Annotated in this window: 9 protein-coding genes; 5 read left to right on the top strand and 4 right to left on the bottom strand. The window is 71.3% G+C overall.

The genetic code is table 11. From position 1 onward, the window contains the following. Genes EER34_RS09605 through EER34_RS09595 form a run of 3 tightly spaced genes read left to right on the top strand, consistent with a single transcriptional unit; the run spans position 1 to position 1,561 of the window. Complete coding sequence (locus EER34_RS09605) at positions 1-354, top strand: lycopene cyclase domain-containing protein (RefSeq protein WP_127474395.1); 354 nt, start codon at positions 1-3, stop codon at positions 352-354. Next, positions 351-671, top strand: coding sequence for a lycopene cyclase domain-containing protein (locus EER34_RS09600; protein ID WP_127474394.1), 321 nt, complete (start codon positions 351-353; stop codon positions 669-671). Before EER34_RS09605 ends, EER34_RS09600 begins: the two co-directional genes overlap by 4 nt. Beyond that, positions 668-1,561: a prenyltransferase gene (locus tag EER34_RS09595; RefSeq protein WP_205791552.1), complete on the top strand. Its 894-nt coding sequence runs from the start codon at positions 668-670 to the stop codon at positions 1,559-1,561. Before EER34_RS09600 ends, EER34_RS09595 begins: the two co-directional genes overlap by 4 nt. Before the next feature lie 55 nt (positions 1,562-1,616). On the opposite strand, the gene EER34_RS09590 is transcribed toward EER34_RS09595, so the two are convergent. After that, positions 1,617-4,511, bottom strand: coding sequence for a UPF0182 family membrane protein (locus EER34_RS09590; RefSeq protein ID WP_127474393.1), 2,895 nt, complete (start codon positions 4,509-4,511; stop codon positions 1,617-1,619). A 91-nt stretch (positions 4,512-4,602) separates the two neighbouring features. Then, positions 4,603-5,727, bottom strand: a complete 1,125-nt coding sequence (locus EER34_RS09585; protein ID WP_127474392.1) for a YlbL family protein — start codon at positions 5,725-5,727, stop codon at positions 4,603-4,605. Positions 5,728-5,853: 126 nt separating this feature from the next. Between EER34_RS09585 and EER34_RS09580 the strand changes: the two genes are divergently transcribed. Continuing rightward, positions 5,854-7,248, top strand: a complete 1,395-nt coding sequence (locus EER34_RS09580) for a zinc-dependent metalloprotease (RefSeq protein ID WP_127474391.1) — start codon at positions 5,854-5,856, stop codon at positions 7,246-7,248. Positions 7,249-8,029: 781 nt separating this feature from the next. Here EER34_RS09580 and EER34_RS09575 read toward each other — a convergent pair. Both EER34_RS09575 and nudC read right to left on the bottom strand, forming a co-directional pair. Then, positions 8,030-9,796: an ATP-dependent helicase gene (locus EER34_RS09575; protein WP_127474390.1), complete on the bottom strand. Its 1,767-nt coding sequence runs from the start codon at positions 9,794-9,796 to the stop codon at positions 8,030-8,032. Further along, positions 9,793-10,707: an NAD(+) diphosphatase gene (nudC, locus tag EER34_RS09570; protein WP_127474389.1), complete on the bottom strand. Its 915-nt coding sequence runs from the start codon at positions 10,705-10,707 to the stop codon at positions 9,793-9,795. Before nudC ends, EER34_RS09575 begins: the two co-directional genes overlap by 4 nt. A gap of 106 nt (positions 10,708-10,813) precedes the next feature. Here nudC and EER34_RS09565 point away from each other — a divergent pair, with 106 nt between their 5' ends. Continuing rightward, positions 10,814-12,118 carry a phosphotransferase gene (locus EER34_RS09565; protein ID WP_127474388.1) on the top strand — a complete coding sequence of 435 codons (1,305 nt, stop codon included), beginning with the start codon at positions 10,814-10,816 and terminating at the stop codon, positions 12,116-12,118. Positions 12,119-12,130 lie beyond the last annotated feature (12 nt).

The raw sequence follows: 12,130 nt of genomic DNA, 5'->3' as shown, positions 1-12,130 counted from the left end.
GTGCCGGGCCTCTACCTCGCCGCGATCGTGGTCTCGGCCGCCGGCGTCGCGCTCCTCGACCGGCGCTGGCGCCTGGCCGGGTGGCACGCCCCGGGCCGCACCGCCGGCGCCGTCGCGATCGGCACCGCGTTCTTCCTCGCGTGGGATGCCGTCGGCATCGCCGCCGGCGTGTTCGTCAAGGGCGACAGCGCACTTCTGATCGGGCTGGACCTCGCTCCCCACCTGCCGATCGAGGAGCCGTTCTTCCTCGTCTTCCTCTGCTACCTCGCTCTCGTGGTGCACGCGGCCGCCCTGCGCGCTCTCGGGCGAGCGGATGCCTCGTCCCCTGCGCACGCCGGACGGGAGCGCACATGACGTACTCGCTCATCGTCCTGCCGTTCGCGGTGCTCACACTGGTCGTCGTGCTCCTCACCGTGCGCCGCCCGGCCTTCGGACGACGCATGGCGGCATCCGGCATCGCGGCGACCGTCCTGGTCGTCCTCACCGCGATCTTCGACAATCTGATGATCGCCGCCGGCCTGTTCTCCTACCCCGCCGAGCACCTCAGCGGACTGCGGGTCGGCCTGGCGCCGATCGAGGACTTCTCCTACTCCGTGTGCGCGGCATTCCTCGTTCCGGCGGTGTTCACCCTGCTTCCCGCACGGGCGCGCGGCGCGGAGGCCCGGTCGTGACCGCCGCGCCGCCCCTGCGCGCGGGGGTCGTCCTCAGAGAGCTGTTCGTCGCCTCGCGACCGGTGAGCTGGATCAACACGGCGTATCCGTTCGCCGCCGCGTACCTGCTCACGACCCGCGGGATCGACCCGACGCTGGTGATCGGCACGCTCTTCTTCCTCATTCCGTACAACCTCGCGATGTACGGGATCAACGACGTCTTCGACTACGAGTCCGACCTGCGCAATCCGCGCAAGGGCGGAGCCCACGGTGCGGTCCTCGATCGACGCCTCCATCCGATCACCCTGTGGGCGGCCGGCCTCTCCTGCCTCCCGTTCGTCGTCTACCTGGCGGTGGTCGGCTCACCCGCCTCGTGGGTGGTGCTCGCCGCGAGCCTGTTCTTCGTCGTGTTCTACAGCGCCCCGCCGCTGCGGCTCAAGGAGGTGCCGTTCGCAGACTCGCTGACCAGCAGCATCCACTTCTTCTCCCCTGCCGTGTACGGGCTCGTGCTGGCGGGCGCGGTCTGGACCTGGCAGCTCGCCGCGGTCATCGTCGCGTTCGCACTCTGGGGGGTCGCCTCGCACGCCTTCGGAGCGGTTCAGGATGTCGCCGCCGACAGGGAGGCCGGGATCTCGTCGATCGCCACCGCCCGCGGAGCGCGCTGGACGGTCTGGTTCGCGCTCGTCTGCTACGCCGCGTCCGGGCTGGTGATGCTCGCGACCACCTGGCCGGGTCCGCTCGCCGCCCTCGTCGCACTGCCGTACCTCGTCACCGTGTGGCCCTTCCGCGGTGTGACCGACGACACCGCGTCGGACGCGACGCGGGGCTGGCGCCGGTTCCTGTGGCTCAACCAGTTCGCCGGGTTCGTCGTCACGCTGCTGCTCATCTGGTACTGGGCGCTGACGGCCTGAGCACACGACGAAGGGCCGGGTCCCCGCGGAGACCCGGCCCTTCGTCGTGTGCGTCCTACTCCTGGATGCCGAGCGCGATGAGCTTCTCGACGGCCGCGGTCAGACGGTCGTCGGCCTCGGCGAACGCCGTCAGATCGCCGGCCTTGAGCGCGGCATCCCGATCGAGCATCGCCTGCTGCGCGTCCTCGAGCGCCGCCTGGTACTCGTCGGACGGCACCTCGGGCTCGGCGGGATCCGTCGGCTCCGGCGTCGGGCCCGGCGTCGGCTCGACGTCGTCATCGCCCGCGTTCGCACCCGAGTCGCCGCCGAACAGCGCGTCGAGCGCCTCGTTCAGCGTGTCTTCGAATGCGATGTCGTTGCCGAACGACACCAGCACCTTCTGGAGCGTCGGGAGCTTCGTGGCGCCCGACGACTGGACGAACACCGGCTGCACGTAGAGCAGGCCGCCGCCGACGGGCAGCGTCAGCAGGTTGCCGTTGAGCACGTCCGACTGCCCCTGCTTCAGCAGGTTGATCTGCGACGAGACGAGCGGGTCGGCGTTGAAGGTGTTCTGCACCTGGCCCGGACCGGGCACCGTCGTGTCGGCGTCGATCTCCAGCATGCGCAGCTTGCCGTAGTCTGGCGCCTTCTTGCCCGCCTCGTTCCCGGCGTTCGAATCCACCGCGAGGTAGCCCATCAGCACGTTGCGGGCGTTGCCGCCCGTCGACGACGGGATGAACGACGTGAACATCGAGTACGTCGGCGAATCCTGCCCGGGCATCTGCATCGTCAGGTAGTACGGGGGCTGCAGCTGCGAGTCGGCCTGCGGGTCGTTCGGCGTCTGCCACCGGTTGTCGCTCTGGTAGAACGAGCGCGCGTCGTCGACGTGGTAGACGCCCAGCACCGTCCGCTGCACCTTGAACAGGTCCGTCGGGTAGCGCACGTGGCTGATGAGCTCGGCGGACATCTCGCTGATCGGCTCGACCGTCGAGGGGTACACCTTCTGCCACGACTGCAGCACCGGGTCCTCCTCGTCCCACGCGTAGAGCGTCACCGACCCGTCGTACGCGTCGACGGTGGCCTTGACGGAGTTGCGGATGTAGTTGATGTCGTCCAGCGCGAACCGGGGTGCCGGGTTGGAGGAGTCCGAGATCGCCGACGCGAGGCTCACCGTCGACGAGTACGGGTAGTTGGCGCTCAGCGTGTAGCCGTCGATGATCCACACGATGCGGCCGTCCACGACGCTCGGGTACGGGTCGCTGTCGAGCGTGAGGTACGGCGCGACCTTCTGGACGCGCTGCAGCGGGTCGCGGTCGTAGAGGATCTGCGAGTCCTCGTTGACGTAGTCGGAGAACAGGATCTGCTCCGCCTGGAACTTCAGGGCGTAGATGAGTCGGTTGAAGACGCTGCCGATGCTCGGGCCACCGTCGCCCTCGAAGGTCGTCTTCACCTCACCCGCTCCGTCGCCGCCGCTCGGATAGTCGAGCTCCACCGGCTCCGAGCCCTCGGGCGCACCGACGATCGAATACGTCGGCGAGTACTCGCCGAAGTAGACGCGCGGCTGGAAGTCCTCCTGATCGGAGAGGAACCCGGTCGCGGGGATGCCGCGCTCGAGGAAGACGGGGTCGCCGTCGCCCGTTCGGTCGTTGCCCTTCGCGGCGACGAGACCGTAGCCGTGGGTGTAGACGACGGCGGAGTTCTGCCAGTCCGCCGCGGCGCCGAGCTCGGCGAGGTCCAGCTCGCGCACCGAGACCACCGTGTCCTGCGACACGCCGTCGATGTCGTACCGGTCCACGTCGAGCGGATCGGCGAACTGGTAGTACCCGCGGAACTGCTCGAGCTGGCGGACCGTCGGCGAGATGATCGCCGGGTCCATGATGCGGATCTGCGCGGTCGTGGCGGCGTCCTCGCGCAGCTGGCCCTCCTCCGCATCCGTCGCGGCCTGGAAGTCCTGCTTCTCGAGTCCGTCCACGCCGTACGCCTCGTGCGTCATGTCGACGTTGCGCTGGTAGTACTCCTGCTCGAGCGCGAAGCGGTTCGGCTGCACCTGGAAGGTGTTGACGATCCAGGGGTATCCGATCCCGAGGACGATCGCGGAGATCACCAGCAGCGCGGTCGCGATCAGCGGATAGCGCCACCGGCCGATGATCGCCGTGACGAAGAACAGGATCGCGACGATCACGGCGACGATCGCGAGGATCGTCTGCCCCGGGATGATCGCGTTGACGCCGGTGTAGCCGGGGCCCGTGATGCGGTCGCCCGGCTCGACGAGCGTCTTGTAGCGGTCGAGCCAGAGGCTGGCCGCCTGCACGAGCAGGTAGAGGCCGGCGATGACGGCGAGCTGGATGCGCGCGGCCTTCGAGATGCGCAGCTCGCGCTGGCCGATGCGGACGGAGCCGTAGAGGTACGAGACGAGCGCGGTGACCAGGAGGCACACCAGCAGGACGGCCGAGACGAAGCCCACGAGCGCGCTGTAGAACGGCATCGCGAACATGTAGAAGCCGGTGTCGAGATGGAACTCGGGGTCGGTGATCGTCGTCTGCACGCCGTTGGCCCACAGCCACGTGGTCTCCCACTGGGCCGAGGCGGCGAATCCGGCGAAGAAGCCGAAGAAGACCGGGATGCCCCACATGGCGAGCCGGCGGAGGGGCTCGACGACCTCCTGGTACCGATCGAGCTGCGAGCTCAGCCGGGCGTACACCGGCCGCAGGCGGTAGGCGAGCTGGATGGCGAGCCACACCGGGACCGCCATGCCGAGGAATCCGACCGCGAACATCACGACGCGGGCGACCCACTGCGTGACGAGCACGGACTGGAACCCGAGCTGGTCGTACCAGAGGAAATCCGCGTACAGGTTCGCGAAGACGAAGAACGCCACCACCAAGGCGGCGATGATCGCGAGCGAGATCGCGATGATGCGTCGGGAGCGGGAGGGTGTGGCCGCCGGGGTCGGCGCCGAGGTCGTGGTCACCGTCCCATCCTAGGCGCGCGGTTCTGGACCTCAGCCGAGTCCGCCCTGGGCGTACTCCTGGAATATCCGGCGCGCGGCATGCGCGGGGTCGTCAGTTCGCCGTGCACGTCGGGAGCGCGTCGAGGTCGCCGTCCTCCCGGACGGCGTCGAGCACCGCCAGCGCGTCGTCGAGCGTCTCGACCGAGAACACCCGGAGACCGTCCGGTACGTGGCCGACGACCTCGTCGCAGTTCGCCTCCGGCGCCAGGAACCAGTCGGCACCGGCATCCTTCGCCCCGTAGAGCTTCTGGCGGATGCCGCCGATGGGACCGACCTCGCCGTCGCCGTCGATCGTCCCGGTGCCCGCGACGTTCTCCCCGCCGTTGAGCTGGTCGGGAGTGAGCGTGTCGATGATGCCCAGGGCGAACATCATGCCCGCACTCGGTCCGCCGACGTTGTTCAGCTGGATTGTCACGTCGATCGGGAAGTCGTAGTCCGTCATCAGGTTCACACCGAGGAGCAGCGTCTTCTCGCCGTCCACCTCGGTCTCCTTCGGGGTGATCGAGACGGTCTGCTCCTCGCCGTCGCGCTCGATGAGGAGCTCGACGGGGGCTCCCTCGGCGTCATTGACGATCCCGCGAAGGGTCGCGGCATCCGTCACCGGCGTGCCGTTCGCGGAGACGATGACGTCGTCCTCCTCGAGCACGCCCTCCGCCGCGGAGTCCTCGATGACCGAGTGCACGGTGATGCGGGCCCCGACGTCGTAGCCCAGCTCGGTCAGCGCGGCTGCGGTCGCCTCCTGCTGGGAGTCGACCATCATCGCGGCGCTCTCCGCGTTGCGATCCTCCGTCGTCGTGCCCTCCGGGAAGACGGCCTCCAGCGGAAGGACCGCCTTGCTCGGGTCGAACCACGCCAGGGCGAGCTCGAACCACGACGGCGTGCGCTCGCGGTTGCCGACCACCTGCACGGTGAGCAGATCGAGCGCGCCGTCCGTGGGGAAGGTCTCGGCACCCTCGACGGAGATGAGCGGGACCTGCTCGCCGTCGGCGCCGGTCGCGGTGCCCAGCGTGTTGTAGACCGGCCCCGGACGCTGGATCACGTACGACGTCGGCAGGAAGGTGATGATGAGGAGAACCACGAGCGCGACGGCGAGGGCCCACACGCCCACCATCGCTCCGCGGGGCATACGGCGCCGCGGAGCGGGCGTGATCGTGACGTTCTCGTCGAACAGGGCCACGGGGACCTCTCTCTGCCTGGTCGTTCGCGACCGGCGTAAGGCGTTCGGGACTCTGCCGGGGAGTGCGATGGATGCTGCGACTAGCGTAGAACGCGACGCCCATGAACCGGCTGAAAGGCGGCTGAAGTGGCAGACGAGGACCGCAGTCCCGAGGAAGAGTTCCAGGAGCTGATCCGCCAGCTGTTCGGCGGAGGCTCCGGAGAGCTCGACCCCGAGCAGCTCTCCGCCCTGTCGGGGATGAACATCGATCCGGCGATGCTGCAGAACGTGATGCAGCATCTGCAGGGCGCCTTCGCCGGCGGGGCCGACGAGGGCATCTCGTGGGAGATGGCGCAGCGCCAGGCCCTGCACATCGCCAACCAGGACGGGCTCGGCGTCACGTCGGGCCAGCGGACCGACCTCGACCAGGCCTTCGCACTCGCGACCCTGTGGCTCAGCGAGGCGACGACGATCTCGGAGCTGGCGGAGCCGCCCCGGACGCTCACCCGCGGAGGCTGGGTCGAGGCGACGCTGCCCGTGTGGCAGCAGCTCGCCGAGCCGGTCGCGACGAGCATCGCGGATGCCCTGACCGCCGCGTTGAGCGAGCAGGCACCCGAAGACATGCAGGGTCTCGTACAGGGCGCGGGACGCCTGATGCGCACGGTCGGCGGCTCTCTGTTCGCGTCGCAGCTCGGCCAGGTCGTGGGCAACCTCTCGAAGGAGGTGGTCAGCGGCGGCGACGTCGGGATCCCGATCATGCCCGACGGGCAGGCCGCGATCCTGCCGCAGAACTTCGCCGACTTCGGCCGTGACCTCGAGGTCCCCGAAGACCAGCTCGCGCTGTATGTCGCGACGCGCGAGCTCGCGCACGCGCGCCTCTTCCGCCACGCGCGCTGGCTGCGCCTGCACGTCATCTCCCAGGTCACCGACTTCGCGCGCGGCGTCCACGTCGACACCGACGCCCTCGAGGACCTCGCCTCGCGCTTCGATCCTTCCGAGCCCGAGGAGCTTCGGCGCGCGCTCGAGAGCGGGGCACTCCTGCCCGCGCGCTCCGAGGCCCAGAACGCCGCGCTCGCGCGCCTCGAGAACCTCCTCGCGACCATCGAGGGCTGGGTCGAGGTCGTCACCGAGCAGGCGACGTCGCGTCTGCCCTCCGCCGATCGCATCGCCGAGGCCGTCCGTCGCCGGCGGGCCGTGGGCGGACCGGCGGAGCGCGCGCTGGGTTCGCTCGTCGGGCTCGAGCTGCGACCGCGTCGCATGCGCGAGGCCGCGGCGATGTGGCGAGCGGTGACGGATGCCGTCGGCCCGGCTGCACGTGACGCGCTGTGGGACTACCCCGACCTCATGCCCGGTGCGGAGGACATCGACGATCCCGCCGCTCTCGTGGCCAGACTCGAGGCCCGTGCTCGCGGCGAGGAGCCGGCGCCCGACGAGTTCGACGACGCCCTGGCGAAGCTGCTCGCGGGCGAGACCCCGCCGAGCAGCGGCGAAGATGCGGACGACGACGAGACGGGCTCGCCCGACGACCACCGGCCGGTCTAGCGGCCGAGCGCGCGACGGCGCTTCCTCCCCAGGGCAGCGGTGCGCCGGGCGACGGCCGGAGCGCCTGTGGATACCGCACGCTGCCGGCGGCACGATCGCCAGAATCGGGGAATGCTCCGCATCGACCCCGCCCATCCGCCGCTGTGGCGCACCGCGACCACCCTGCAGTTCGGAGCCGAGCCGGTCGTCGTGGTGCACGATCCTTCGGCGTGGCAGCAGCGCGTGGTCCGCGAACTCGAGCGAGGCATCCCGGATGAGGCGGTGGTGCCGTTCGCCGTCGCACTCGGCGCCTCTGCACGGGCGGCGAGCGAGTTCGTCGCCGAACTCGTCCCTGTCTTCGAGAGAGCATCCCGCTCCCCGCGTCGGGTCATCGTCCAGGCGGCCGGCGAGGTCCCCCGCACGCAGCTCGAGGCAGTCGCCGCGGGCCTGAGCGCGTCGGGGTGCGACGTCGCGGCGGCGCACCCGTTCGACCCTCCCGGAGGTGCGGTGTCGGATGCCGCGGCCGTCGTCGTCGTCGCCCATCACCTCGTGACGCCGTCGTTCGCCTCCGCGCTCATGGTCGACGACCGACCGCACCTCCCGGTCGTCCTCACCGGGGCGGGGGCCGAGGTCGGTCCGTGCGTCCGGCCCGGGGTGTCCGCGTGCCTGTCGTGCCTGGCGGCGCATCGCCGCGAGGCCGACCCGGCGTGGCCGACGATCGCCGCGCAGCTGCTCGGCCGACTCGTGGTCGAGTCCGACGCGTCGATCGTCTGGGAGGCGGGGTTCGTGGCGGCGCGACTGCTCAGCGAGTGCGAGGCGCGCCCGATGCGTACCCGGAGCCGGTCGCTGACGCTGCGGGCCGGCTCGCTGCGCCGGACCGTGCGGAAGCACCGACCGCACGAAGAGTGCCGTTGCCGATCTCTCGCAGGAAGCGCGACGGCTGCCGCTCCCGCACTCCTCGAGCCCACGTCACCGAGAGCGTTCGCGCGGCCCGCGTGATGCCGACGTAGGCGAGGCGGCGTTCCTCGTCCACCTGCTCGAACGTCGTCGCATAGCCGATCGGCAGGAGGCCCTCCGCCAGTCCGACGAGGTGGACGTGGTCCCACTCGAGACCCTTCGCCGCGTGGATGGTCGCGAGCGTGACGGTCCGAAGCGCCGGCTCGTCGTGCACCTTGGCACGCGCGGTGAGCTCGTCGGTGAACTCGCGCAGCGTGGTTCCGGCCGGGGCCTCCTCGGCAAGCCGCAGCAGTGCCGCCCGCAGCTCCCACGCCTCGCGCAGCGCGCCGCCGGCCTGAGGCGGATCGTCGGTCAGCCCGAGCGAGCGCAGGACATCGCGCACCGTGTCGACGAATCCGCCCTCGATCGGGGCGACGGACGCGCCTCGGAGCGCCATGATCCCCTGCCGCACCTCGGGCAGGTCGAAGAAGCGCCGGCCGCCGAGCACCGTCGAGGCGATGCCGGCGTCGGCGAGCGCGCGGACGAGCTCGGCGGACTGGGCGTGCGCGCGATACAGCACGGCGATGCGACGCGGATCGACGCCCGACGCGATCTGCGCCGAGATCCGCGCCGCGACGCCTCGCGCCTCGTCCTCGTCGTCGCCGAACCCCGCGACGGTGGGGAGCTCGGCGGCGGACTCGTGCCGCGGAGCGGCGACGAGATGAAGAGCTCCCGGCCGATCGCGCATGAGCTCGTTGGCGACGCCGAGGATCGCGGCATCCGACCGGTAATTCGTCTCCAGGCGCACGACCTTCGCCTCTTCGTGGCGCGTCGCGAACTCGAGCAGGAATCGCGCGTCGGCGCCCGCGAAAGAGTAGATCGTCTGGCTCGCGTCGCCCACGACGCACAGGTCGCGGCGATCGCCGAGCCAGAGCTCGAGCAGGCGATGCTGGAGCGGCGAGACGTCCTGGAACTCGTCGACCGTGAAGTGGCGGTACTGCTCGTGCACCGCGCGGGCGACGTGGGGCTCGGCCTCGAGCATCCCGGCGCACGCGAGCAGGACGTCCTCGAAGTCGAGTTGACGCCGTTCGTCCTTCAGCTTCTCGTAGGACCGCTGGAGCGCGACGACCCGGTCGACCCCGAGCCGGCCGATTCCGTTCGGTCGGGCCGCGGCGTACGCATCGATGCCGAGCATCGAGACCTTGCGCCACTCGATCTCGCTCGCGACGTCGCGCAGCGTCGCAGTGTCGGGGCTCAAGCCGATGCCGTCCGCCGCGTGGGCGAGCAGCCGCACCTTGTTGTCGACGATTCCCGGCGCGGTGTCGCCGGCCAGCGTCGGCCAGAAGTAGTTGAGCTGCGCGAGCGCCGCCGCGTGGAACGTCCGCGCCGAGACGCCCTCGACGCCCAGTGCGCGCAGGCGTCCTCGCATCTCGCCGGCCGCCTTGGCGGTGAACGTGACCGCCATGACCCGCCCCGGCGAGTAGGCGCCGGTGTCGACGCCGTGCGCGATCCTGTGCGTGATGACCCGCGTCTTGCCGGTCCCGGCGCCTGCGAGCACCGCGACCGGGCCGCGGAGAGCCTGGACGGCCTCGAGCTGCCGCTCGTCGAGACCCGCGAGCACCCGCCCTGTCATGCTGCCCCCGCGTGCCAGTCGCTGATGAGCCGATGGGCGATCGAGGCGCGGCCGGGCAGCACGAGATCGCTCTCGCCGGCGAGGCCCTCGCCGATCTCATCGCGTGTGAACCAGCGCACGGCGGCGATCTCCTCGCCGTCGGCCTCCGCGGCGCCGTCGTCCTTCGCCGTCGCCAGGAAGCCCACCATGAGAGAACGCGGGTACGGCCATGCCTGCGACCCGCGGTATCGGGCCACGGCCACCTCGATGCCGGACTCCTCCTGCACCTCCCTGCGCACGGCGGATTCGAGCGACTCGCCGGCTTCGACGAACCCGGCGAAGCACGAGAACCGGTCGGCGCCCCACAGGACGTTCGAGCCCAGCAGCAGGATGTCGGGGTCGCTCGCGCTCGTGATCGCGACGATCACCGCCGGATCGGTGCGGGGGAAGTGCTGACGGCCGCAGGACGGGCATCGCCGGGACCAGCCGGCATCGCCGAGCAGGGTGAGGGCCCCGCACGCGGGACAGAACGGCGCGTCGAGCAGCCAGCGCCCGAGGCTCAGCGCCTCCACGAAGGCGCCGGCGTCTTCCGCACGCAGGACACCGCCGACCGCGCGGAGTCCGGCCCACCCTGCGGGCGTGGCGAGGACCTCGTCGTCGCGCGTATCGAAGACGGCTGCGAGCAGAGGGGCGCCGTCGTCGCCGCGGCCGAGGAACGCCCACTCGGCGCCCTCCGGCACGGCGTCGGGTGCGAACCACTGCAGCTCGTCCGGCGAGGCGAGCGGTGCAGCGTCGCCCGCGAGGACGAGCACGCGGGCAGCGGCATCCGTTCGGAGGGAGTCGAGCAGGCCCGGTGTCGCGCGCTCGTCTGCGGCGCGATCCACGGCTCCTGCCGCGAGGGCCGGGAGTCGTGTGCTGTCGGGCGCCGTCATCGAGGATCTCCGCTTCTTCCGAGCACCCGTCGACCGGAGAGGCCGTGCTCGACGAGCCAGGGCGTGGCGCGGGGGTGGACGAGCGCGACCGACCTACCCTGGGCACATGGCACGCTCACCCTTCACTCTAGCCGCGTCCGTGACCTCGGCTCTGCCCCGGGTCGGCGTCGTGGGGGTCGGCGAGCTGACCGAAGGCACCGGCGGCCGATACGACTCGGCGATCGCCGACCTCGACGACGGCCGTCGCGTGGTGGTGCGCGTCCCCGCGGACTCCACCGTCATCCCCGAGCTGGCCGCGGAGGTGCGCGCACTGCGCGCCCTGACCCCGGGAGTCCGGGGCCTCCTCCCCTTCCGCGCGCCCGAGCTCCTCGGCGAGACCGGCCTCGGCGACGCGCGAGCCGTGGTCGTCGACTTCCTCCCCGGATACCGCGTCGACGCGGCCCACCTCCCGCCCGGACGCGGCGCCGCCACCTCCCTCGGAGCCGCCCTGGCCGCCCTCCACGCGCTCCCCCTCTCGATCGTCCGCACCGAGGGCCTCCCCGTCCGCACACCTCAGCAGGTGCGCACCGACACCGCTCGAATGATCGACCGCGCCCAGGCCACGCGGCGGCTGCCCGTCGCGCTGGCCGATCGCTGGCAGCGCGCTGTCGACGCCGACGAGCTCTGGCGCTTCGAGTCCGCCGTCGTGCTCGGCGGGGCGGGCGCGGCATCCTTCCTCTTCGAAGACGTCGACGGCGTACCCGAGGTGACGGGCCTGCTCGAGTGGCACGGCCTGTCGGTCGGCGACCCGGCGACCGACCTGCAGTGGCTGGCCTCCGCGCCCGCCGCGGCCGACGACGTCTACGCCGCGTACGTCGCGCACAGCGGTCGCGCACCCGACAGCCGCGCGCGCGAGCGCGCGCGGCTGTACGCCGAACTCGAGTTCGCGTCGTGGCTCGTGCACGGTCACGAGACCGGGCGAGCGGACGTGATCGACGATGCGGTCCAGCTCCTCGAGACGCTGGCGACCGGCGTCGCCGGCGACGACATCGTGACGGATGCCGCGCTCGGCGTCGACGACGCGCTCGCGCTCCTCGAACGCATGCCCGAAGCATCCGCCGCCGTCATCGACACGTCGATGCAGACCGACGCCTACGATCCCGACGAGCTGTCGCTGTGGGTGTCCTCCGAGGTCGATCGCGACGAGCCCGAGCCCGAGGACACTGCGGAGATCGACCTCGGAGGGCAGCTCGACGCTCCGGCGCCGAGCGAGTGGCGGTCCGACGAGACCGCGACGTCCCCGATCGACGTCATCCCCTCTCCCGCATCCGCGACCGCGGACGATTCCCCCGAGGCCGACTCCCACGGAGATGCGGCCGCCGAGGCCGAGCGCGCCTCGGAAGCGGCGCTGCGTCGCTGGCTCGCCGACTGACCTGGGGCGGGC

This window comes from Microbacterium sulfonylureivorans (assembly GCF_003999995.1).
In the GTDB taxonomy this organism is placed as follows: Bacteria; Actinomycetota; Actinomycetes; order Actinomycetales; family Microbacteriaceae; genus Microbacterium; species Microbacterium sulfonylureivorans.
Note: the sequence above shows the minus strand (reverse complement) of the source record. Positions and strands in the feature narration are given on the sequence as shown.